Origin of the sequence: Massilia sp. KIM (assembly GCF_002007115.1) — a bacterium.
In the GTDB taxonomy this organism is placed as follows: Bacteria; Pseudomonadota; Gammaproteobacteria; order Burkholderiales; family Burkholderiaceae_D; genus Telluria.
Map to the genome: position 1 here is coordinate 2,183,443 of NZ_MVAD01000001.1, position 23,679 is coordinate 2,207,121.

A 23,679-nucleotide genomic window follows, 5' to 3' on the forward strand; every position below is an offset into this window, starting at 1 on the left:
TTATGATTGTAGCGCGGCAAGTAGGCGTGCGTCTCCGGAACCTGTCAGCGTGACGTGCGCGCATCCCAGTTCGCGCGCGGTGTCGGCGATGCGGGCGTGGGGCACGATCAGGTGCTGGCTGCGCAGGCGCGCCAGTCCGGCGTCGGGGTCGAGCTCCCGGACCAGCCCGGCCAGCCCGCGCAGGGCTTCGGAGCTCGTGATTATCCAGTCGTTTGGCTGCGCCAGCAAGGCGTTCAGCCGTTCGGCAAGGGGCGGGCTCAAGGGCGGGACGCGGCGCCGGTAGGCGGTCACCGTCTCCACTAGGGCGCCGGCGGCGCGCAGGCTGTCGGCCAGCAGTTCGCGCCCGCCGTCGCCGCGCACGATCAGGACCCGGCGCCCGCGCAGGGCGGCCAGGTCGAGCGTGGCCAGCAGGTGTTCCGAATCGCTGGCCTCGCCCTCGGCCGGGCAGTGGATGGTGGCGTTCTCATCCGTTACCCCGTGGCGCGCCAGCGCCAGCCGGCTGCCCTCCCCCACCACCGCCGCCGCCACGCCGGCCGGCCAGCCGTCCAGGTGGGCGAAGGCGGCGTCCACCGCATTCGGCGACACGAAGGCCACCAGCGCGAATTCCGGCAGGCGCGCCAGCACGGCGCGCAGCGTGGCGGGGTCCTCGACCGGGGCGATGTCCAGCAGCGGCAGCAGCACCGGCCTAAGGCCGAGCGCGGCCACGGCCCGGGCCAGCGGCTCGGCCTGGGCTTGCGGCCGGGTGATGACGACTTCAGGCATCCAGGGCGGCTTCCTGGCGGCAGGCCGCCAGGATCCCATGCGCGTCCTGACTGTCCAGCAGCGCCGCGACCTGCTCGCCCAGCAGTTCCGGGCGGTCGGCCGGGCCACGCACCTCGCCGCTGGCGACGCGCTTGCCGTCCGGGGTGGCGACCATGGCGCGCAGGCGCAGTTCCTCGCCCTCGACCTGGGCGAAGGCGGCCAGCGGGATCTGGCAGCTGCCGCCGAAGATGCGCGAGACCTTGCGCTCGGCCATGACCGCGCGCTCGGTGTCCTGGTGGTTGAGCGCGGCCAGCACGGCGCGCAGGTCGACGCCGTCGCTGCGCGGCGCGCTCAGGATCTCGATGCCCATGGCGCCCTGCCCGGCCGCCGGCAGGCTGTATTCCGGCTCGAGCAGCGCGCGGATGCGCCCCGCCATGCCCAGCCGGTTGAGGCCAGCCGCGGCCAGGATGATGGCCGCGTAGTCACCGCGATCGAGCTTGCCCAGGCGGGTGTCGAGGTTGCCGCGCAGCGGCTGGATCACCAGGTGGGGGTAGCGCGCCGAGATCAGGGCCTGGCGGCGCAGGCTGCTGGTGCCGACCACGGCCCCGGCCGGCAGCGCGTCCAGGCTGGCATAGTCGTTCGAGACGAAGGCGTCGCGCGGGTCTTCGCGTTCCGTCACGGCGGCCAGTTCGAAGCCTTCCGGCAGCTCCATCGGCATGTCCTTGAGCGAGTGCACGGCCAGGTCGGCGCGGCCCTCGGCCATGGCGACTTCCAGTTCCTTGACGAACAGGCCCTTGCCGCCAACCTTGGACAGGGTGCGGTCCAGGATCTGGTCGCCCCGTGTTGTCATTCCTAGAATTTCTACGCTGCAGTGCGGATATAATGCGGCGAGACGATCGCGGACGTGTTCCGCCTGCCACATGGCTAGGCGGCTCTCTCGGGATGCGATAATCAGTTTCGCGGGCGCCTTGGGCGCCGATTCAGTAGCTTTCAACACGGATTCTTTCACTGTCGTTGAGCCCATCCGGACGATGCCAGTAACCGGCTCATGCATAAGATCACAAATTTTATCATGCGCCCTCTTGCAGACCATGGCCAACCGCCATAGCACAATCTATTCAATTTGTGGTCGATATGGACAACCTAGCTGCACAAGAAGTACTCGGCGCTGACAAGGATGCGCCCCTGAAAGAAGACATTCGCCTGCTCGGCCGCATTCTCGGCGACGTGCTGCGCGACCAGGAAGGCGACGACGTGTTCGACGTCGTCGAGACCATCCGCCAGACCGCGGTCCGTTTCCGCCGCGAAGCGGACCCCAAGGCGGGCGAAGAGCTCACCACCCTGCTGCACAAACTGACCCGCGAACAGACCATCTCGGTGGTGCGGGCCTTCTCGTATTTCTCGCACCTCGCGAACATCGCCGAGGACCAGCACCACAACCGCCGCCGCCGCGCCCACCTGCTCCAGGGTTCGCGCGCCCAGGCCGGCAGCGTGGCCTATGCGCTGGGCAAGCTGGTCGACGCCGGCGTGAGCCAGGAAACGGTCGAGGGCTTCTTCAAGGACGCCCTGATCTCCCCGGTGCTGACCGCCCACCCGACCGAGGTGCAGCGCAAGAGCATCCTGGACGCCGAGCACGACATCGCCCGCCTGCTGGCCGAGCGCGACCTGCCGCTCACGCCCAAGGAACGCCAGCGCAACGAGCAGATGCTGCACGCGCGCATCGCCACCCTGTGGCAGACCCGCATGCTGCGCTACTCCAAGCTGACCGTGGCCGACGAGATCGACAACGCCCTGTCCTACTACCGTATCACCTTCCTGCGCGAAGTGCCGGCCCTGTACGACGACATCGAATGCGAGATCGCGGCCCACTACGGCAGCGCCGGCGCGCGCCTCGAGAACGCCAACTACCTGCAGATGGGCAGCTGGATCGGCGGCGACCGCGACGGCAACCCGAACGTCAACGCCGACACCATGCGCCACGCGCTGACCCGGCAGTCGACCACCATCCTCGACTTCTATCTCGAGGAAGTGCACGCGCTGGGCGCGGAACTGTCGGCCTCGACCCTGCTCGTGAGCGTCAGCCCGGCCCTGGAAGCCCTGGCCGACGCCTCCACCGACAATTCGCCCCACCGCAGCGACGAGCCCTACCGCCGCGCCCTGGTCGGCATCTACGCCCGCCTCGCGGCCACCGCGCGCGAACTGGGCGTGGGCCACATCCTGCGCAAGGAAGTCGGCCACGCCGCGCCCTACCTCGACCCCGAGCTGTTCGCGGCCGACCTCGAGGTGCTGGCCAGCTCGCTGCGCGACAACCACGGCGCGATGCTGATCCGTCCGCGCCTCGCGGGCCTGATGCGGGCCGCGCGCATCTTCGGCTTCCACCTGGCCTCGCTCGACATGCGCCAGAGTTCGGACGTGCACGAGCGGGTGCTGGCCGAGCTGTTCGCGCGCGCCGGCGTCGAGGACGACTACGCCGCCCTGCACGAGGACCAGAAGGTCGACCTGCTGCTGGCCGAGCTGAAGCAGCCGCGCCTCTTGTACACGCCCTACGAGGAATACAGCGACGAGACCAACAGCGAGCTGGCGATCCTGCGCACCGCGCGCGAAATCCGCCTGCGCTACGGCAACCGCGCGATCCGCAACTACATCATCTCGCACACCGAGACCGTGTCCGACCTGCTCGAGGTCCTGCTGCTGCAGAAGGAGACCGGCCTAATGCGCGTCTCCGGCGCCGCTTGCGACGCCATGGTGATCCCGCTGTTCGAGACCATCCCCGACCTGCAGCGCGCGGCCGGCATCATGGCCGAGTGGATGTCGATCCCGCTGGTGGCCAGCGTGATCGAGAAGCAGGGCCGGCTGCAGGAAGTCATGCTCGGCTACTCCGACTCGAACAAGGATGGCGGTTTCCTGACCTCGAACTGGGAGCTCTACCAGGCCGAACTCAAGCTGGTGCAGGTATTCGCCGAAAAAGGCGTCAAGCTGCGCCTGTTCCACGGCCGCGGCGGCACCGTGGGCCGCGGCGGTGGTCCGAGCTACGACGCGATCCGGGCCCAGCCGCCGGGCACCGTCAACGGCCAGATCCGCCTGACCGAACAGGGCGAGATCATCGCCTCCAAGTTCTCCAACCCCGAGATCGGCCGCCGCAACCTTGAGCTGCTGGTGGCGGCGACGCTCGAGGCCAGCCTCAGCCCGCAGTCGGGCAACGCCGCCCAGGCCGCGACCCTGGCGCGCTTCGAGGGCGTGATGGCCGAGCTGTCCGAGCGCGCCTACAAGGCCTACCGCAACCTGGTGTACGAGACCCCTGGCTTCACCGACTACTTCTTCGCCGCCACCCCGATCGCCGAGATCGCGGAGCTGAACCTCGGTTCGCGTCCGGCCTCGCGCAAGTCGACCCGCCGCATCGAAGACCTGCGCGCGATTCCCTGGGGCTTCTCCTGGGGCCAGTGCCGCCTGCTGCTGCCGGGCTGGTTCGGCTTCGGCGCCGCGGTGAGCGGCTGGCTGGCCGAAGGCGAGCGCGAAAGCAGGCTGGAACTGCTGCGCACCATGTTCCGCGAGTGGCCCTTCTTCGCCACCCTGCTGTCGAACATGGACATGGTGCTGGCCAAGACCGACCTGGCGATCGCCTCGCGCTACGCCGGGCTGGTGGCGGACGTGGAGCTGCGCGAGCGCATCTTCCGCCGCATCTCGGCCGAGCATGGCGAGACCCTGCGCTGCCTCGAGGCGATCACCGGCGCCAGCGAGCGCCTGGCCGGCAACCCGCTGCTGGCGCGCTCGATCCAGAACCGCTTCGCCTACCTGGACCCGCTCAACCACCTGCAGGTGGAGCTGATCCATCGGCGCCGCAAGCTGGCCGACAATGTGGATCCGCGCGTCAATCGGGGGATTCACCTGTCGATCAATGGGGTGGCGGCGGGATTGCGTAATACGGGCTGAGCGCGGTGTTGGCCGGGGTTTCGCGCCTCGGGCGTTGATTCGCGCCTCGGGCGTTGATACAAACTTGGGTCCCCGCCTGCGCGGGGACGACGTGCTGGGGCACGAGGCCGTAATCGGCAGTGCCGGAAAGTCGTGCCCTGCAGTGCCGGCGCGACGGAGCTGCCAAAGAGCATAGCCGACCTCAGCACGTCGTCCCCGCGCAGGCCTCGGCGGCCCCGCGGTGACCCAAGTTTCTGGAACCACCACCTGCCCCACTCAAGACCCGCAGACCCCCAGCGTACTTCCCTTGCGCAGATGCGCCTCCACCGCCTCCGGCGCCACGCAGATCTGCTGCCCCGGATGCGACGCACTACCCGTCTTGTGGCAAACCGCCACCTTCCCCCCTTCGCAGCGCGCATCGATGACAGGCACCGTCACGCTAGCCTGCGCATAGCACCCCTGGGCGCTCGCCGCCTGCACCGTGAAGCTGAAGGTCCCGGGCCCAGTCGGCGTAAACGTCGTCACCGGCCCGCTCGCGCTCGACAAACCGGTCGCCGGACTCCAGGCATACTCGGCCGCCGCTCCATCCTTGTCACTCACGGTCAGCGTCACGCTCTGCGGCCCGTAGCCCAAAGTCAGCCCCTGCGGCGCGCTGCTCGCTACCAGCGGCTGCGGCTGCACACCGTTCACCTGCACGCTGGCCTCGCCGCTCGCCGTATTGCCGCCCTTGTCGAGCACCGTCAGCGCTACCGACTGGATCCCGATGTCCGCGCAAGAGAAGCTGGCGCGCGACAGGCTGAGCGACTCGACGCCCCAGTTGTCGCTGCTGCCGCCATCGACCTCCGCCGCCGTGATCGAGGCCGCGCCATTGGCCAGGGTGACGGAGGCTGGGCGCGTGCGCACCATCGGCGGCTCGAAGTCGTTGCTGACCGGGGCGGCGCGTGGACTCTCGGCGCTGTGGCGGTTCAGGGCCGTGACCGTGTAGTAGTAATACTTGCCCGCCTCGACGCTCTTGTCGATGAAGACCGTGCCGGCCGCGTCGGTGGCGGCCAGCAGCGCGCCGGGCGCGTCCAGGTCCATGTCGCGCTGCTCGCCGCGATAGATCGCGTAACGACGGGTCTTTTCCATCTCGTCCGCGGCCTCGGCCGGCGCGTCCCAGCTGAGCTGCACCGCATTGTCCTGCGCGACGCTGGCCGCCAGAGCGCCTGGTGCGGACGGCGTCGCCGTCCCCTTCCAGGGCATCAGGGGCAGCAGGGCCGGCCGCTTGTAGGTCGCGTTCATCAGGCTGCTGCGGTAGCCGAGCAGGTCGCCCTGCAGGAAGGCGTGGCGGAAGTGGATCTGTCCGGAGATCCCTGGCAGGGAGCGGTTCAGGGCGATCTGGCGGTTGATCTGGTTCGGATCGGTCCACCCGGCGGTGTTCATCTTGTAGTCCGCGATCCCGATGTACATGTGGCGCTCGTAGGCGTTGTCGTTCCACCAGGGGACCAGCAGGCTGTAGTCGGAACCGGCCTGCCCCATGTACCAGTAGACCTGGGGCGCCAGGTAGTCCACCCAGCCCTCGCGGATCCATTTGCGGGTGTCGGCGAACATGCTGAGGTAGTGCTGGGACGCCCCGCTCGAGGTCGGCGAACCGATCGCCGGATCGGTGCTGCTGCGGTAGATGCCGGAGGGCGAAACGCCGAACTTCACCCAGGGCTTGGCGGCGCGGATGCTGTCGTTCACGCGCGCGATCAGGAGGTCGATGTTGTCGCGCCGCCAGTCGGCCCGGCCCGCCGCCGTGTCGGGGAAGCCGCGCGGGTCGGCCTGGTAGGCCGCGTCGTCGTTGATGGCCCCATTCGGATAGAAGTAGTCGTCGAAATGGATGCCGTCGACGTCGTAGCGCTCGACGATGTCCGTGATGACCTTGACGACGTGTTCGCGCACCTGCGGCAGGCCGGGGTTCAAGATCTTCACCGTGCCCACTTGCAGCAGCCATTCCGGATGGGTGCGCGACACGTGATTGGGCGCGTACTGCGCGTTGTTGGCTTCGCTGGCGGTGTTGGCCACCGCGCGATAGGGATTGATCCAGGCGTGGAATTCCAGGCCCCGCTTGCGGGTCTCTTCCAGGGCGTACTGGAGCGGATCCCAGGCCGGCGCCGGCGCGCTGCCCTGCTGGTTGGTGAGGTAGTAGGACCAGGGTTCGTACGCGCTCGGGTACATGGCGTCGGCCTGGCTGCGCACCTGGAAAAAGGCCGCGTTCATGCCGGTCGCCTTGTTGTGGTCGAGGATCGCCGCCAGCGCCGCGCGCTGCTGCGCGGGCGTCTGGAGGCGGTTCGGCCAGTCCAGGCTCAGGTGGGTGCTGATCCACACGCCGCGCAGTTCGCGCTTGGGCGAGGCCTCCTGGGCGCCGGCATGGGAGATCGAAGCGGCCAGCATCGTGGCTGCCGCGGCAAGCAAAAGTTTGTGCATGTTGTGGTTTTTTGCAGGGTTGAAGTCGACGCACCGAGCCGATGCGCCTGTGGCCACCCTGCGCCGTGTCTCCCCGCCACAGGCCGGCCATCTTCAGCGGAGCTTACGCCCGTGCATTTTTTGCAACCAATGATTTTGCACATGTGTTGCATAACTTGAATGCATGAGCGGCAATCCGGACACATTCGCCGGCGGGCGAGGTCCATCCGCTTCACCGGCGGCGGCAACCGCCCGCAGTCCGGCTAGCGCCGGAACGACAGGCCGACCGTGAACGCGGTATCGGGCGTGCGGCCGTTCAGGCCGCGCGAGAACATGGCGTCGAGCTGGCAGTCGCGAGACAGCAGCCAGGCGGCGCCGAGGTCGAAGCTGGCCTGGGTGCCGCCGTGGCGGCCACGCGCGATCTGCGGCAGCGCCAGTTCGGCGAAGCCGCGCAAACCCTCCCCGAGCTCCTTGCCCAGCACCACACCGAGGATGCCGTAGCGGTAGCGCCGGCCGTCCTCGTCGCGCTCCTGGCCGATCCCCGGCATCACGCCCAGCGACCAGTCGCGCGCCAAGTCCCACTCGGCCGCCACGCGCAGCGAAGGCCGCACGCCCTCGCCGCGAAAGGCGCGCGAGCCGCTGTCCAGGTCCGCATGCAGCAGCACGCCCACCGAAGGACGGCCGCCCTCCGCATCCAGCGCATGCCATTTCAGCCCGAGGGCGGTGTCGGCGTAGCCAAGCGCGCGTTCGGTGACGCCGCTGGCAGCCTCGAACTGGCGGGCGCGGACCCGGCCATCGGTCTCTGCCCGCAACTCCAGCGTGTCGCCCACGCCGACCCGCAGCAAGGTCGGCGTGGACACGCTGCGCGCCCTTGCCTGCGGGTTGCGGTCGCGTTCCAGCAGCAGGCTGGTCTCGACCTGGAGACGGCCCTTGCCCACCACCAGGCTCGATTCGACGAAATCCGGGCGGTCGGTGACGATGCCGTCATCAAGCGCCAGCGCCAGGGGCGCGGCGCACAGGAAACCGGTCATGGCGAACAGCTTTGGCCAGGTGGGCAGGTGCATGATGGCTCATCGGTCAATACGGATGGGTGCACCTTACCACCGCCGCGCGGCGGCCGCTAGCGCGCGGCCGGCGTCGCCAGGCGCCAGATGGCGTAGCGCTCCTCCCCTTCCTTGACCGCGCCGGCGAAATGCCCGTTCAGGTGGTTGACGACGAAGTACAGGCCGTCCGGACGCGCGTCGGCGGTATCGGGCCAGAAGATCGCCTCGTGCGACCAGGCGCCGGCCAGCTTGCCGCTGGCCGGATCGAAGGCCGTGATGCCGTTGCGCGTGACATTCGTGACGTACAGCCGTCCGTCCGCGCCGAAGGCGATGCCGTCCGTGTTGCCGCCGATGTCGGCCACCCGGCGCACCGACGCGCCCACCGTGGCCGGCGCCGCGGCCGGATCGCGCAGCAGGGCCGCCGGCGCCGCGTACAGGCCGGTGCCGGTGGTGACGGTCCAGTACAGGGTCTGCCCGTCCGGCGACAGCGCGATGCCGTTGATGCCGATGCGCAGCGGCTGGCCGGGCAGCGCCTCGACGCCGTGCGAGACCACCTTCGCGCCCGGCTCGGGCAGCACGCTCGGATGGCGGTGCAGGACGCGGCGCGCGCTGCCGGCCGCGAAGTCGACCACGATGATGCCGGCCTGGTTGTCGGGCGCGCTGCGCACGCCGCTGTCGGACAGATAGGCCAGCCTGCGGCCCTCGTCGACCGCGACGTCGTTCAGGAAGCTGCCCTTGCGGTCGGCCACCCCGTCGAGCGGAATGCTCTTGACCAGCTTGCCGCTCGCCTGCTCGTAGACATTCAGTTTCTGCGCGCCGCGCGGCGCTTCGGCCTCGCCGGCGACGAAGCCCATGTCCAGCACCCACACCCAGCCATTGCGGTCGTCCACATAGAAGCCGAGGACATTACGCAGCGCTTCCCCGGCCGGGCCCGCGACGGCGTTCCCCTCCACCGAGGGGAAGGCGCGCAGGTGGGCGAGTCCGTCCTGGCGCTCGAGGTCGAGCAGGCTGAGGGTGGCGGGCGCGGCGCCGGACAGCAGGCGCGGCGTGCTCACAAAGGCGCGCCCGGCGCGGTCGAAGTGGAGCCCGGCGATCGGGGCCTGGGTCGAGCCGGCGAAGCGCTGGCCGTCCCAGCTCACGCCACGGTAGCTGCGCCAGGCTTCCAGGCCGCCCTGGGTCTCGAAGGCATGCACGGCGCCGGTAGCGAGGAAAGCCGTGCCGAGCGCGAGAATGAGTTTTTTCATGTTCTGTTTCCTGTTGAAGGTGCGAGGCCGCCATCATCCAGCTTCCCGGCCCTGCCGTGAACGGCCTCGCGGTAGAATCACGGTCCACTGTCAGTGGATAATCCACAGGAAGGAGCAAGGAAATGGACCGGTTCGTCGCCATGCGCGTCTTCGTACGCATTGCGGACCTGGGGAGCTTTTCGCGCGTGGCGGAAGAAATGGAGCTGTCCAGCTCCTACGTCAGCAAACTGCTCCAGCAGCTCGAGGACAGCCTCGGCGCGAAGCTCCTGCAACGCACCACGCGCCGCCTGCAGCTCACCGATGCCGGCGCCGCCTACCTGGCCCAGTGCCGCAGGATCCTGGCGCTCACCGAGGAAGCGGACGCCCTGGTGGCGGACCTGGGCCAGCGCCCCAAGGGCCAGCTGCGCATCAATTTGCCGCTGGCCTTCGCCAATGCCCGCCTCGGCCCGCTCATGAGCCGCTTCGCGCGCCAGTACCCGGAGCTGGAACTCGACCTGCACCTGAGCGACCAGCAGGTCGACCTGCTGGAAGGGGGTTTCGATTGCGGCCTGCGCCTGTCCACCCAGTTCCGCGACTCCAGCTACATCGCGGTCTCGCTGGCCAGCTACCGCATCGTGGTGTGCGCCTCTCCCGCCTACGTGGAGCGACACGGCGCCCCTGCCACGCCGGGCGAGCTGGCGCGTCACCGCTGCTTCGTCTACGCCTATGCCAACGCGGGCAACCGCTGGCCGCTGCAGACCGAGGACCAGCCCTATGTCAGCGTGGACGGGGCGATGCGGGTGAACAGCACGCCCTTCATGAAGTCCTTCATCCTCGACGGCCTGGGCATCGGCGTGCTGCCCGAGTTCGTGGCCCGGCCCGAACTGGACGAGGGACGGCTGGTGGAGGTGCTGGCCGAGGTGGCGCGGCCCGAACTGAAGCTGTATGCGGTCTATCCGGAGCGCAGCCTGGCGCCGGCCAAGGTGAGGGTCTGGGTCGACTTCATGAAACGCGAGATGCGGCGCACACCCTGATCGCTGGACCGCCGCGGCAGGCGTAAAAAAGGCGCTGTCACCGTTAAGTGTTGATGACTCCGATTGCGATGCGCAGCAATTGCTCGTCAGTATTGATCCGTCCGCCATCGAGCGCCCAGCGCCAGCCCAGATAGTTCGGCAGGTAGCGCGAAGCCACGCCGTGAAAGCGCGCCAGCCAGTCCCGGAAACGGTGGTGATAGGCATTCACGTTTTGAACGTGGATGGCGCCTGAAGCGCCGGCCCGGACCCGCACGCCAGCGCACAGGTTCACCGCCTCGTGCGCAATGCCATGCTGGCGCGAAAAGGCCCGGTAGACGGCGTTCGAATCGGTGACCAACAGCGCCTGCGGGTCGAGTTTCGGCAGCAGATGGTGCGTGAGTTGCCGTGCCTTGAGAGCGCCGCGTCCGGTAACGGCATCGATAGTCTGGCCGCCGCGATCGCGCGCCACCAGAATACAGTCGAGTTCGCGCGAGATTCCCCTCCTGCTGGCCGCGCCGCCCCGCTTGCGCGCAGGCCGGCCGAGCTTGCGCGCTCCCTTTTGCGATTCGAGCAGGAACATTTCATCGGCTTCGACGATGCCGCTCAAGCGCGCCGGCCGGTCGTGCTTGACCTGGTCCAGGAAGCGGTGGCGCCAGCGAAAGGCGGTGTTGCGGTGCACGCCGACCTCGCCGGCTGCCGCCCGAACGGGCCGCGATGCCAGCAAGGCCTGAAGGTATTCGCACCACTTGCCGCGCAGCCTCAAGCGCGCCAGCGGCGTGCCGCTCAGGTCGTTGTACGTGCGGCCGCACTCGCGGCAACGGTAGCGTTGCAGATCATTGGCGTGACCGTGACGGTGCCACGACGGGCTGGCGCAGCGGGGACAGCGCCGGTCCGCCGCGCGGATTACCGTGAGCAGCGCAACGATCTGGACCAGCCCGGCCGCCGGCCGCAGCGCGTCGAGCACGCGCAGACGCTGCGGCTGGTTCAGCGACGGCAGTTTGGCGAACCACTTCTGGAACCCTGGCGCCTTCATGATCGCTCCTGTCGAGAGATGACAGGGCTTGGACCACCAAGCAGCTCAGCAGTTCAGTACTCATCCATAGCTAACGGTGACAGCGCCTAAAAAAAAGCCGCCTGGCGAACCGGGCGGCTTCTTGAATCCTGCGCGAGGACTTAGTTATTGTGCAGGAAGGTCTTGAGCTTGTCCGAGCGCGAAGGCTGGCGCAGCTTGCTCATCGCCTTGGCTTCGATCTGGCGGATACGCTCGCGGGTCACGTCGAACTGCTTGCCGACTTCTTCCAGCGTGTGGTCGTTCGACATCTCGACGCCGTAGCGCATGCGCAGCACCTTGGCTTCGCGCGGGGTCAGCGAGTCCAGCACTTCCTTGATCACGTTGCGCATCGAGGCGTGCAGGGCGGCGTCCAGCGGCGCCAGGGTGGCGTTGTCCTCGATGAAGTCGCCCAGCTGCGAATCGCCGTCCTCGCCCATCGGGGTTTCCATCGAAATCGGTTCTTTCGCGATCTTCATGATCTCGCGAACCTTGTTCTCCGGCATTTCCATCTTGGCCGCCAGGGTCGGCAGGTCCGGCTCGCTGCCGGTTTCCTGCATGATCTGGCGCGAGATGCGGTTCATCTTGTTGATGGTCTCGATCATGTGCACTGGCACGCGGATGGTGCGGGCCATGTCCGCGATCGAGCGCGTGATCGCCTGGCGGATCCACCAGGTCGCATAGGTCGAGAACTTGTAGCCGCGACGGTACTCGAACTTGTCGACCGCCTTCAGCAGGCCGATGTTGCCTTCCTGGATCAGGTCGAGGAACTGCAGGCCGCGGTTGATGTACTTCTTCGCGATCGAGATCACCAGGCGCAGGTTGGCCACCGTCATTTCGCGCTTGGCCTGGCGCGCGCGCTTCTCGCCCGCCGCCATCTGCTTGTTGATCTTGCGCAGGTCGGCCAGGGGCAGCGCCACGCGCGCCTGCAGGTCGATCATGCGCTGCTGCAGTTCCTTGATGGCCGGCAGGTTACGGCTCAGCACCGCGCTGTACGGGTAGGCGCAGTCGACTTCGCGGTCGCCCCATTGCAGGTCGGTCTCGTTGCCCGGGAAGACCTTGATGAAGTGGGCGCGCGGCATGCCGCAACGGTTCACGCAGATGTCCAGCACCGCGCGCTCGATGGCGCGCACTTCGTCCATCTGGCCGCGCAGGCTGTCGCACAGCTTCTCGACCACCTTGGCGGTGAAGCGGATGCCCAGCAGCTCGTTCGAGATCACTTCCTGGGCGTCGTTGTAGGCCTGGGAGCCGTAGCCCTGGGTCTTGAAGGCGTGGCCCATCAGGTCGAACTGCTTCTCGATCACGGCGAACTTTTCCAGCGCGCTCTTACGCAGAGCGGCCAGCTGTTCGGCCGAGTAGCCGGCCGCGGCGCCGCCGGCGCTGCCCTCTTCTTCTTCGTCCTCGACCTCTTCCTCGTCCTCGTCATCCGAGGAGGAGGAAGCGGCGGCCGGCGCCGAGGCTTCGTTCAGGTCGACGAAGCCGTCCACCACGTCGTCGATCTTCAGCTCGTCGCTGGCGATCTTGTGCGACAGGGCGATGATTTCCGAGATCGTCACCGGGCAGGCCGAGATCGCCTGCACCATGTCCTTCAGGCCTTCCTCGATGCGCTTGGCGATCTCGATCTCGCCTTCGCGGGTCAGCAGCGACACCGCGCCCATCTCGCGCATGTACATGCGCACCGGGTCGGTGGTGCGGCCGAAGTCCGAATCCACGGTCGAGAGCGCGGTCGCGGCGGCGGCCTCGACTTCGTCTTCCGAAGTCGGGGTCACGGCCTGGTCCGACAGCAGCATCATTTCCGCTTCCGGCGCGCGCTCGTAGACCGCGATGCCCATGTCGTTGAAGGTCGCGATGATGCCTTCGATCGCTTCCGGATCGATGATGTTTTCCGGCAGGTGGTCGTTGATCTCCGCATGGGTCAGGTAGCCGCGCTCCTTGCCCATGTTGATCAGGTTCTTCAGCTGCTGGCGGCGCTTTTCCAGTTCCTCGGCCGAGAAGCCGGCTTCGTTCAGGGTGACCAGGCCCTTGGCCTTGCGCTCGCGCAGCTTGGAGGCCGCCTTCAGTTCGGCGCGCTCGACCGCGTTCAGGGCCGCGACCTCGTCGTTCTCGGGGATGAATTCGCTCGGCTTGCGGCCGCGGCGGCCCGGCACCTTCACCTGGGGCAGCAGATAGCCGGAGGTGTCGATCTGGGCCAGGGCGGCGGCGTCGGTGGTCTGGCTGACCGCGCCCACGGCGGTCGGCGCGGCGGCAGCCGGGGTCTCGACGCGGCGCACGGCGCGGGTGCGCGTCTTGGGCGCCGGCGCTTCATCGGCCGGGGCTGCTTCGGCCGCGGGGGCTGCGGCGGCGACAGCTTCCTCCACCGGCTCGGCTGCGGCCGGCTCGGCGGCCGCCTTCAGGCTGGCCAGCTTGCCGCGCTTGCGCACGATCACCGGCGGCGCGGCCGGCGTGGCCGGCGCGGCGGGCAGGTAATCCTCGGCATCGTTCGCGGCCTCGACGACCGGATCCGCGGCGACCGCCATCGTTTCGACCGGCGCTTCGGCGACCGCTGCGGTTTCCACCGCTACGGGCTCGGCGACCTGGGCCGTTTCGACGGCCTTGAGCGCAGCAAGGCGCGAACGGGTCTTGACCACCGTCACCTTCGCCGCAGCCTCCGTCTCGAGGAAATAGGAGGTCGCGGTTTTCGGCACTGCCAGCGGCGCCGAGCTCTTGGCCGGTGCTTTTTTCGCTGTCAGTGTCAATGTCTTGGCGGTGTTCTTCATCTAAAGCTCTCCAGTCGAGGCGGGTGGCGCGCCTGCGAAGTCAATAATCCAGCAAGACCCGCGGCGCGGGCCCTGGCAAACGGGGTCGGAAGGGGCCCTAGCTTAGGGCGGACAGGCGGACTTCAAGCACGAATTTCCGCATTTCTCGCGCACGGCAGGGGCCGGGGCGGCGAAGGATCGTGGAAACGTCGGTGGTCAAAATCGCGGTGTGCATGTCGGAACGAAAAAAAGCCCGTTATCGCGACGGGCTTGCATCTATTGTTCTAGAAGAATAGAGGGAAGGCAGCATTATGCCCCAAAGAAAGAATTGGTGATAATTGAAATATCCGATAAGGGATATACACAATTCTTATAGTGGCAAGCCTCCTCGGTTCCCCTTTCGGTTCTGCGTCGGCGCAAGCCATACGCAAGGCAAGGGGCGGATCATACACGATTTCCCGGCCCCGTGCCGGCGAGCCCTCGTGGAAAACCCGACAGTATTCGTTGGAACAAGTACAATACGCGCCCGATCGCCATGCTATCCTTCGCATTCCCGTTCTTACCATGAAGTCAATGAATACCAATACCCCTGCAGAGTCCGCCGACCTCACCCCTGCCCCGGACGCCAGCCCAGCCCCCGCACCCGAGGCCAAGGAGGCAGCGCAAGCCCAGCCGGAAGCCCAGGCCCCGGCGGACGCGAACGCGGACGCGGAAGCGGAAGCGAACGCGAATGCGGAAGCGGACGTCCAAGCCAAGGCCGAGACCAAGGCGAACGCGAACGCGGGAGCCCAAGCCAAGGCGCCGGCCCTGTCGGCCCGCGCCCTGCTCAAGCAGCTCCAGCAGGAGTACCCCGCCTTCCGCGACTGCCTGCCCCTGGCGATCGGCATCGACAAGCAGCTGCTGGCCAAGATGCCCGGCCTGGACCGCAAGACCATGCGCGCCGCCCTGGGCATCCACACCGGCTCCATGCGCTACCTGCGCGCCATGGAAAAAGCCAAGATCCGCTACGACCTGGACGGCACCCCGGGCGCCGAGGTGACCGACACCCACCGCCAGCACGCCAAGGAACAATTGCAGCAACGCTTCAAGAAAGAAGCGGAACGCAAGAAGGCCGAGCGCGAGGCCGCCGCCGAGGAAGAAGCGAACCGCAAGCGCCAGGAAAAGCTGCAGGCCCTGGCCAACAAGTTCTCGCGCAACGGATGAGCGACGACGCGGACGAGCTGCTTCCACCCTATGTCGGCATCGGGCTGGCCGACGTACGCATCGTCCGCACCGACGCCGAGGCGGCGGCGGCGCTCACGGCCCTGAGCGCGGCCGACGCGATCGGCTTCGACACGGAATCCAAGCCCACCTTCGCCAAGGGCGAAGTCTCGACCGGGCCGCACCTGGTGCAACTGGCCACCGACGACATGGCCTACCTGTTCCAGACCGCCAGCGCGGCCGGCAACGCCACCGCCCTCACCGTCCTCAAGCCGGTGCTCGAATCGGAACGCATCCTGAAGGTCGGCTTCGGCCTGGGCGACGACCTGCGCCGCCTGCGCACCAAGCTCGGCATCGAACCGCGCAACGTGCTCGACCTGTCCACCGCCCTGCGCCGGGGCGAGCGCAACACCCTGGGCGCCAGGACCGCGGTGGCGCGCTTCTTCGGCCAGCGCCTGCAGAAATCGCGCCGCATCACCACCACCAACTGGGCGCTGCCGCGCCTGAGCGAGAAGCAGGTGCTGTACGCGGCCGACGACGCCCACGTGGCGCTCAAGATCTACCGCCACTGGTCGGCCAGCCGCGGCGGCTAAGCCGCCCCCGGGCCAACAGGGGCTGATGCCGAAGACATATGGGCATCGAATGTTGATCCACGTTATCATTCCCGCACCTTCCACGCCCGGAGTGACGCCATGAGCCTGTTCCGCTTCCTGCTGCCGCAGGCCGTCCTGCTGGCCGTGGCGCTCGCCGCCCCGCCGGCCCAGGCCCAGGCCCAGGCCCAGGCGCAGCAGACGGTGCCCGACACCCTGGCCCAGCGCCTGGTGGCCTGCACCTCCTGCCACGCCCGGGTCGACGCGCGCGGCAATCCGGTCAACGACGCCTACTTCCCCCGCATCGGCGGCAAGCCGGCCGGCTACCTCTACAACCAGCTGCTGAACTTCCGCGAGGGCCGGCGCCAGTATCCCCTGATGACCTACCTGGTCGACCACCTGCCGGACGACTACTTGCGCGAGATCGCCGGCTGGTTCGCCGCCCAGCATCCGCCCGCTCCCGCCCCGGCGCCCCTTGATGCCGCGCCCCGGCTGCTGGAGCGCGGCCGCCAGCTGGCCGTACAGGGCGACCCGGCGCGCAAGGTCCCGGCCTGCATGGCCTGCCACGGCCAGCGCCTGACCGGCGTCGAACCCGGGATTCCCGGTTTGCTCGGCCTGCCGCGCGACTACGTGAACGCCCAGTTCGGCGCCTGGCGCAACGGGCAGCGGCGCGCCCACGCCCCCGACTGCATGGCCGAGATCAGCGCCCGCCTCACGCTCGAGGACGTCAACGCGGTGTCCAGCTGGCTGGCGTCCCAGCCGGTGCCCGGCGACCCGCGCCCGGCCGCCGCTTCCACGCTCGCGCGCCCGCTGCCGCTGGCCTGCGGCAGCGCCGGAGACACGCCATGAAACGCCTCGTCCTCGCCCTCCTGATCCTGGTGGCCGCCGCCCTGGCCGCGGTCGCGATCTTCTGGCCGCGCGCCCAGCACGTCCCGTCCGCCTCGCCAGCCGCGTGGGCGCCCACGCCGGACAACATCGCGCGCGGCGCCTACCTGGCGCGCGCCGGCGACTGCATCGCCTGCCACACGGTGCGCGGCGGCCAGGCCTACGCCGGCGGGCGCGCCCTCGACACCCCCTTCGGCCGCCTGTACGGCCCCAACCTGACGCCCGACCGCGAGACCGGCATTGGCGCATGGAGCGCCGACGACTTCTGGAACGCCCTGCACAACGGCATCGGACGCGACGGCCGCCTGCTCTACCCGGCCTTCCCCTATACCAACTACACGCGCGTCACGCGCGCCGATTCCGACGCCCTCTACGCCTATTTCCGCAGCCTGGCCCCGGTGCGCCAGGCCAACCGGCCGCACGAACTGGACTTCCCCTACAACCAGCAAGCCGTGCTGGCCGGCTGGCGCCTACTCTACTTCCGGCCCCAGGTGTTCGCACCCCAGCCCGCGCGCGGCGCGCAATGGAACCGCGGCGCCTACCTGGTCGAGGGACTGGGACATTGCAGCGCCTGCCACAGCGAGCGCAACCGCCTGGGCGGGAGCAGCGACACCCTCTCGGGCGGCCTGATTCCGACCATCGGCTGGTATGCGCCCTCGCTGGCGGCCGGCAGCCAGGCCGGCATGAAGGACTGGGACAAGGCCGACATCGTGGCGCTGCTGGGCAGCGGCGTATCGCCGCGCGGCACCGCCACCGGGCCGATGGCCGAGGTGGTGGCGCGCAGCCTGCAGCACCTCAGCCAGGACGACCTGGGCGCCATGGCCGACTACCTGAAATCGCTGCCGGCGACCGACGCGCCGGCCGCGCCCTCGGGCGAGCCGGCCAGCCGCCAGGTGCTGGACCAGGGCCGGAACATCTACGAGGCCCGATGCGTGGACTGCCACGGCGCCGATGGCCAGGGCAAGGCGCCCGCCTATCCGCCGCTGGCCGGCAACCGCGCGGTGACCCTGACCCCGGCGGTGAACGCGATCCGCATCGTGCTCAACGGCGGCTTCCCGCCCGGGACCAGGGGCAATCCGCGCCCCTACGGCATGCCGCCCTACAGCCACGAGCTGGACGACGCCGAGGTGGCCGCCGTGCTCAGCTACGTGCGCGCCAGCTGGGGCAATGCGGCGCCGGGCGTCAGCGCCGCCGACGTCAACCGCTACCGCAGCGTGCCGCTCGACTAGCGCGGGCAGCCCGCCGGCGCGCGCCGCCAGAAGGCCAGGCGGGCGCCGAAGAACATCACGCCGATCCCCGACAGGATGCACAGCGCGGCCAGCAGCTTGGCCGCGCCGATGGTCTCGCCATAGGCCAGGTGAGAGGTGAGCAGGCCCGCCACCGGCACCAGCAGGGACAAGGGCGCGACCTGGCTCACCGGGTAGGTCTTCATCAGCGAATTCCATACCCAGTAGCCGAACAGGGTCGTCACCCAGGCCTGGAAGCCGATCGAGAACAGGGCCGCCGCGCCGGTCGCGTCGAGCAGGCGCGCGAAAGGCGCCGCGCCGCGCGCCCACAGGGTCAGGACCAGCAGGGCCAGGGTGGCGTAGGCGCAGGCCCAGACCAGGAAGGCGAACATGTCGGCCGGTTTCGCACGGCGCACGATCAGGTTGCACACGCTCCAGGCGAAGGCCGCCGCCACGATCAGCAGCAGGCCCGGGCGGCTCGCGCCCGGTTCGCCCACCGCCATGATCAGCGCCAGGCCCAGGCCGGCCAGGGCCATGCCCAGCCACTGCTGCCTGCCGATGCGTTCGCCCAACACCAGGCTGGCCAGGGCGATGGTGAAGAAGGCGCTCAATTGCAGCAGTAGCGAGGCCAGGCCGGCCGCGACGCCGGCATGGATGCCGAGGTTCACCAGGCCCCACAATCCGCCGCCGAACAGGGCGCCGTAGACCGCCACCCAGCGCATGCCGGAGGGGCGGGGCACGAACAGGATCAGGGGGAAGGCGCTCAGCGCGAAGCGCGCGCAGGCCAGCACGAAGGGATCGAGGTCGGCCAGGCCGAGCCGGATGACGGAGAAGTTGGCGCCCCAGATCGCGGTGACCAGGATGCCGAGCAGGAGGTGCTTCAATGCCATGGGAGGTGCTCTCGGGTTGCAGCGGGGGTCCCACTCTACGAAGCCGCGCGCCGGCGGTCCAATCACTTCCGCTTCCCCGCCCTCAGCAATCCTGAGGCCTGATGCCGGGACGGCGACACGGGTACAATCGTCCGGATTCGGCACCTCGAGAACGGAACCGCACCCCTATGGATATCCACCAGCTGAAGTCCCTGGTCACGATCGCGCGCTGCGGCACGGTGGCGCGCGCGGCCGAGCTGCTGCACCTGAGCCAGCCGGCGGTCAGCGCCCACGTCAAGCAACTGGAGGAGGAATTGCGGGTGCGCCTGTTCGAGCGCCACGCGCGCGGCATGAGCCTGACCGCCGCCGGCGAGGCGGTGTTCGCCCACGCCAGGCGCGCCCTGCATGCGGTCGACGCGATCCGCGACGAGGCCAATACCCTCAACGGCGAGGTGGCCGGCGAACTGGTGATCGGCACCGTCAACGAGCCGGCCTTCCTGCGCCTGCCGGCCTTCCTGCGCCACCTGCGCGAGGCCGCGCCCCAGGTCGCGATCTCGCTGGTCCAGGCCACCTCGGGGGCGGTGTTGAAGAACATCGAGGACGGCGTGTTCGACGCCGGCTACGTCGAAGGCCGCCTGGAAGGCCTGGACGTCGACGCCACCCTGCTGTTCCCGGTGGAGTTCGTGGTCGCCTACCCGGCCGCCTGGCAAGCGCGCGTCGAAGCGGGCGGCATTGCGGCGGCCCTCGCCCTGCCCTGGATCGGCACCTCGGACGACTGCTCCTTCCACAGGCTCACCAGCGCCCTGTTCGCCGCCCACGGGCGCAGCTTCGCGCCGGCCCTGCGCACCGACCAGGAAAGCCTGCTGCTGGAAATGGTCGGCCAGGAGGCCGGCCTGTCGCTGCTGCGGCGCGACATGCTGGAAGCCGGAGCGGGCGGCGCGGTGCGCGCGCTCGAAGGCGTGGTGGTCGAGGCGGGCATGTACTTCGTCTGCGCGCGCTCGCCCGCCAAGCCCGGCCTGCTGCGCGTGGCCCAGCGCGCGATGCGGCGCGCCTGGCCCGCCGGCCTCACATGAGCGAGACGGTGCTGGCCAGCCGGGCCGCCCCGCCGGCATACAGGCCCTCGATGCGCCCCGCGTCGTCGAACTGCAGCTCGACCACGATGCGCGAGGGAGACGGCGGCGACATCCAGGCGCCCTGCCGGATCAGGAGGCGCGGCTGGCTCACACCCAGGCGGTCGTGCAGGTAGCAGGCCAGCGGCCCGGCCGCCATTCCGGTCGCGGCTTCCTCCTCGATGCCGTAGTGCGGGGCGAACATGCGGGCGCTGGCCGCGAACTCGCCGCCGGTCGTGGCGAACACGTAGTAGCCGATCGCGCCAAATGCGACGCTGACCGCCGCGATCTCCGCCATGTCCGGCGCCAGCCCCGCCAGCAGCGCCTCGGTGCGCAGGTGGACCAGCACGAAGCGGTTGCCGGTGCCGACCACGCAGGGCGGCGCCGCCACCTGGGCCGGGTCCAGTCCGAGGCTGGCCAGGATGCGCGCGCCGCTCACGCCGGGCGCGAAGTCCGCTTCGTCGACATAGCTCGGCGCGAGCTGCTCCATGAAGGCCGCCTCCCCGCGCAGCACGATGCGGCGCAAGCCGTCGATGGTTTCCTTGGACGATTCCGGGCCGCGCACCAGGCCGCGCTGGGCCAGCAGCGCGAAGGCGGCGATGGTGGCGTGCCCGCAGTGGGCGATCTGGCGGGTGGGCGTGAAGAATTCCAGCTTCACCCCGGCCACCTGCGAACGCGAGACGAAGGCCGTTTCGGACAGGCCGACCAACTGCGCGATGCGCTGTTTTTCCTGGGCCGACAGGGCGTCGGCCTCCAGCACCACGCCGGCCGGATTGCCGCCCTGGTCGCCGTCGACGAAGGCGTTGACGATGTTGACGGTGTGCGCCATGTGCTCCTCCTGGTTCAAGACGAGCTGGCAGGGTAAGGCCGGCGCGCGCGCCGGTCCAATCAGGTTTGCGCGCCGGCCCCCGGTTTTCCTGAGGGGTGGGTCACACCATGTCGGCGAAGGCGACCCGGTCGGTGGTGGCGTTGCGCGCGTCCTCCACCCTCACCTTGTGCGCCGCGAGCAGCTGCTCGAGCGCCTGGTTCATGGTGTGGCAGCCGGGGTCGCGGCCGCTGTTCATGTGGGCGCGGATGCCGCCGATGTCGCCGCTCTCGAGCATGCGCATCACGGCCTGGCTCGGGGTCAGGCATTCGGTGGCCAGGTGGTAGCGGTTGCCTTCGCGCGAAGGCAGCAGCGCCTGGCACAGCACGCCGCGCAGTGCGTGCGCCAGGGCCTGGGACTGGGCGTCGGAGTTGCCGAGCAGGCGCAGCATCTTCTGCAGCCCCAGCTCGGTCGAGCGCGCGTGCAGGGTGGCCAGCACCAGCGGGCCCGATTCGGCCAGCGCCAGCGCCTCCTGGGCGGTCTGGGCGTCGCGGATCTCGCCGATCATGATCACGTCGGGACGCTCGCGCAGCGCGTCCAGGGCGCCCAGGTAGTAGCTCTCGACGTCGCCGTCCACGCCCACTTCGCGCTGGGTGATGATGCACTTGCGCTGCGGGATCAGGGTCTCGACCGGGTCCTCGATGGTGATGATGTGGCCCGAGCGCTGCTTGTTGATCTCGTCCAGGATCGAAGCCATGGTGGTCGACTTGCCCTGGCAGGTGTCGCCGATGATCAGGACCAGGCCCGAGCTCAGGCGCGCGAACTCGCGCTCGTCGTCCCACAGGCCCAGGTCGGCCAGCGGCAGCGGCTCCTTGGGGAAGCGGCGGATCACGCAGCCCAGGCGCTTGCGGCCCTGGAAGTGGAAGCAGTTGGCGCGGATGCGCGCCGTGTGCAGGTCGATCGAGCGGTCGAAGGCGCGCACCGCGATGCGCTCGTTCCAGTTCGGCTCGATCACGTCGAAGAACTCTTCCAGCTCTTCCTTCGTGATCGGCGAATCGGTCACCGCCACCAGGCCCTTGGGCTGGCGCAGCATGAGCGGGCTGTTCTGGTGAATGATGATGTCCGAGAACACCAGCTTCGAGTTCAGCAGGTGCAGGATCTGCTCGACCAGGGTGCCGAACACCGGATGGTCTTCGTTTTCGATGTACGAGAGAGTGGGGATCTGCGAGGACTGGTGATATTCCATCTGGCCGGGCCGGTAAATGAACGTGAACGATTCATTATAAAACCAGCACCGGTCAAAAATTGCAATATCGAAATTAAAATTGCTTAGCGTCCCATGCTTGCAACGATGCGGTCACCGAACAGGGTGATCGCCACGCCCGCCACCACCACCAGGGCGCCCGCCATGCGCACCGGCGACACCTTGCGCGCGGCCATCTGGATCAGGCCGAAGTGATCGATCGCCATCGAGGTCAGCAACTGGCCGGCGATCACCAGTACGACCAGGCTCAGCAGGCCGATGCGGGGGGCGAGGAACACGGTGCCGAACACGAAGGCCGCGCCCAGGAAGCCGCCCGCGAATTTCCACAGCGGCACGCTGGGCAGGGCCGCCAGGGTGGCGCCCAGCCCGCCCTTGGCGAGGGCGGCGAGGCACAGCACCAGGGTGCCGCAACCGAAGGACACCAGGGCGGCGACCACGGAGTTGGCGCCGATCGCGGACGCCAGTTGGCTGTTGACGGCCGCCTGCACCGAAATCGCGATGCCGACGCAAAAAGCCGCCAGGAAGAGAATGAGGTTCATGCTAGTGCTCCATCCGGCTGTTGCCGGAGCGAAAAGTGCACGATTCTAGTGCAAACGCCGCCAGGCTGCACGACGGCCTGTCCCCCCATCCTGCATTCTGGACCGCGAGCCCTGCGCTTCGTCGCAAACGCCTCCCCTGCTTGCGGACGGCTGGGTAGCATGGCCTCAATCATACTTGCATCCGAGGAGAGCTTCCATGAACAACCTTTCCACCCTGTCGCGTTCGCCCGTCCTGCGCTCCCTGCTGCTGGCCCTGGCCCTGGCCGGCGCCGCCGTCCCGGTCAGCGCCGGTCCCTGGCCTTTCGGCGGCGAGCAGGTCGAGGGCAGCGGCAGCATCAAGCGCCAGGCGCGCCAGGTCCAGCATTTCACCGGCGTGGCAATGGAAATGCCGGGCAAGCTCGAACTGCGCATGGGCAGCACCGAAGGCGTCACGGTCGAGGCGGACGACAACCTGCTGCCGCTGATCGAGACCGTGGTCGAGGATGGGGTGCTGCGGGTGCGCCCGTCCAAGCGCAACCTCAGCCTGCGCACCCGCAACCTGCGCGTGGTGGTGAACGCGCGCGAGATCGATCGCCTGTCGCTGGGCGGCTCGGGCAGCATCGAGGCCGACGCCCTGCGCAGCCCGCGCCTGCATGTCGACCTGGGCGGCTCGGGCAAGATCAACGTGCGCGGCATCGAGAGCGACACCGTATCGATCAGCCTGGGCGGCAGCGGCGGCTTCCAGGCCGACGGCGGGACGGCGCGCAAGGTCTCGGTGTCGATCGGGGGTTCCGGGAATGTCGACCTGGGCAAGGTGCAGGCCGACAATGTGAGCGTCAGCGTGGGCGGCTCGGGCGACGTGACGGTGTGGGCGCGCGAGGCGCTGAGCCTGTCGATCGCCGGCTCGGGGGATGTGCGTTACTACGGCGATCCGCGGGTCAGCAAATCGATCGCCGGCTCGGGGGATGCGCGCCGCCTGGCGGCGGCGCCGCGCTGAGTGCTCCGGGGCCCGCCGCCGGCGGGCCTGCGGCGCAGCTGTCCGCTGGGTGCGCTCCTCAGTTCGCCCCTTGGTGC

The 23,679-nt window shown here is 68.9% G+C and carries 19 protein-coding genes; 8 read left to right on the plus strand and 11 right to left on the minus strand.

From position 1 onward, the window contains the following. Positions 1–762: a uroporphyrinogen-III synthase gene (locus tag B0920_RS09455; protein ID WP_078032258.1), complete on the minus strand. Its 762-nt coding sequence runs from the start codon at positions 760–762 to the stop codon at positions 1–3. Continuing rightward, complete coding sequence (gene hemC / locus B0920_RS09460) at positions 755–1,765, minus strand: hydroxymethylbilane synthase (protein ID WP_078032259.1); 1,011 nt, start codon at positions 1,763–1,765, stop codon at positions 755–757. The genes B0920_RS09455 and hemC overlap by 8 nt, the downstream gene beginning before the upstream one ends. A gap of 110 nt (positions 1,766–1,875) precedes the next feature. Between hemC and ppc the strand changes: the two genes are divergently transcribed. Further along, positions 1,876–4,671, plus strand: coding sequence for a phosphoenolpyruvate carboxylase (gene ppc, locus B0920_RS09465; protein ID WP_078032260.1), 2,796 nt, complete (start codon positions 1,876–1,878; stop codon positions 4,669–4,671). A 255-nt stretch (positions 4,672–4,926) separates the two neighbouring features. Here ppc and B0920_RS09470 read toward each other — a convergent pair whose 3' ends face one another. The 3 genes from B0920_RS09470 to B0920_RS09480 all read right to left on the minus strand — a co-directional run bounded on the left by B0920_RS09470 (position 4,927) and on the right by B0920_RS09480 (position 9,364). Then, positions 4,927–7,098 carry a family 10 glycosylhydrolase gene (locus B0920_RS09470; RefSeq protein ID WP_078032261.1) on the minus strand — a complete coding sequence of 724 codons (2,172 nt, stop codon included), beginning with the start codon at positions 7,096–7,098 and terminating at the stop codon, positions 4,927–4,929. A gap of 242 nt (positions 7,099–7,340) precedes the next feature. Then, complete coding sequence (locus B0920_RS09475; protein WP_218669348.1) at positions 7,341–8,141, minus strand: transporter; 801 nt, start codon at positions 8,139–8,141, stop codon at positions 7,341–7,343. Between the two features lie 56 nt (positions 8,142–8,197). Next, positions 8,198–9,364: an L-dopachrome tautomerase-related protein gene (locus B0920_RS09480; RefSeq protein WP_078032262.1), complete on the minus strand. Its 1,167-nt coding sequence runs from the start codon at positions 9,362–9,364 to the stop codon at positions 8,198–8,200. Positions 9,365–9,486: 122 nt separating this feature from the next. Here B0920_RS09480 and B0920_RS09485 point away from each other — a divergent pair, with 122 nt between their 5' ends. Beyond that, positions 9,487–10,377 (plus strand): LysR family transcriptional regulator, encoded by an 891-nt coding sequence (locus B0920_RS09485; protein WP_078032263.1) that lies wholly within the window; start codon positions 9,487–9,489, stop codon positions 10,375–10,377. A 43-nt stretch (positions 10,378–10,420) separates the two neighbouring features. Here the strand turns inward: B0920_RS09485 and B0920_RS09490 are convergent, their stop codons facing one another. Further along, on the minus strand, positions 10,421–11,389 hold the full coding sequence (locus B0920_RS09490) for an IS1595 family transposase (protein WP_078032264.1): 969 nt from the start codon (positions 11,387–11,389) through the stop codon (positions 10,421–10,423). A 140-nt stretch (positions 11,390–11,529) separates the two neighbouring features. Then, positions 11,530–14,160, minus strand: coding sequence for an RNA polymerase sigma factor RpoD (gene rpoD / locus B0920_RS09495; RefSeq protein WP_179119132.1), 2,631 nt, complete (start codon positions 14,158–14,160; stop codon positions 11,530–11,532). A gap of 786 nt (positions 14,161–14,946) precedes the next feature. Between rpoD and B0920_RS09500 the strand changes: the two genes are divergently transcribed. From B0920_RS09500 to B0920_RS09515, 4 genes are all read left to right on the plus strand, one after another. Beyond that, on the plus strand, positions 14,947–15,342 hold the full coding sequence (locus B0920_RS09500) for a ProQ/FINO family protein (RefSeq protein ID WP_143745771.1): 396 nt from the start codon (positions 14,947–14,949) through the stop codon (positions 15,340–15,342). Continuing rightward, positions 15,339–15,932, plus strand: a complete 594-nt coding sequence (locus B0920_RS09505; protein ID WP_078032265.1) for a 3'-5' exonuclease — start codon at positions 15,339–15,341, stop codon at positions 15,930–15,932. Before B0920_RS09500 ends, B0920_RS09505 begins: the two co-directional genes overlap by 4 nt. 99 nt (positions 15,933–16,031) lie before the next feature. Then, a complete protein-coding gene (locus B0920_RS09510) occupies positions 16,032–16,778 on the plus strand; it encodes a c-type cytochrome (RefSeq protein ID WP_078032266.1) in 747 nt (248 codons plus the stop codon). After that, complete coding sequence (locus B0920_RS09515) at positions 16,775–18,043, plus strand: cytochrome c (protein ID WP_078032267.1); 1,269 nt, start codon at positions 16,775–16,777, stop codon at positions 18,041–18,043. Before B0920_RS09510 ends, B0920_RS09515 begins: the two co-directional genes overlap by 4 nt. On the opposite strand, the gene B0920_RS09520 is transcribed toward B0920_RS09515, so the two are convergent. After that, entirely contained in the window at positions 18,040–18,930 is an 891-nt protein-coding gene (locus B0920_RS09520; RefSeq protein WP_078032268.1) for an EamA family transporter, read from the minus strand. The two genes, B0920_RS09515 and B0920_RS09520, sit on opposite strands and share 4 nt — an antisense overlap. Before the next feature lie 167 nt (positions 18,931–19,097). Between B0920_RS09520 and B0920_RS09525 the strand changes: the two genes are divergently transcribed. Beyond that, entirely contained in the window at positions 19,098–19,982 is an 885-nt protein-coding gene (locus B0920_RS09525; protein WP_179119133.1) for a LysR family transcriptional regulator, read from the plus strand. Here the strand turns inward: B0920_RS09525 and B0920_RS09530 are convergent. The 3 genes from B0920_RS09530 to B0920_RS09540 form a co-directional block, all read right to left on the minus strand. Next, positions 19,975–20,847 (minus strand): PhzF family phenazine biosynthesis protein, encoded by an 873-nt coding sequence (locus tag B0920_RS09530; RefSeq protein ID WP_078032270.1) that lies wholly within the window; start codon positions 20,845–20,847, stop codon positions 19,975–19,977. The two genes, B0920_RS09525 and B0920_RS09530, sit on opposite strands and share 8 nt — an antisense overlap. Before the next feature lie 100 nt (positions 20,848–20,947). Beyond that, positions 20,948–22,069, minus strand: a complete 1,122-nt coding sequence (locus tag B0920_RS09535) for a type IV pilus twitching motility protein PilT (RefSeq protein WP_078032271.1) — start codon at positions 22,067–22,069, stop codon at positions 20,948–20,950. Between the two features lie 83 nt (positions 22,070–22,152). Continuing rightward, positions 22,153–22,626, minus strand: a complete 474-nt coding sequence (locus B0920_RS09540) for a DMT family transporter (protein WP_078032272.1) — start codon at positions 22,624–22,626, stop codon at positions 22,153–22,155. 196 nt (positions 22,627–22,822) lie between these two features. Here B0920_RS09540 and B0920_RS09545 point away from each other — a divergent pair, with 196 nt between their 5' ends. Next, entirely contained in the window at positions 22,823–23,602 is a 780-nt protein-coding gene (locus B0920_RS09545) for a head GIN domain-containing protein (RefSeq protein ID WP_078032273.1), read from the plus strand. Positions 23,603–23,679: the final 77 nt, after the last annotated feature.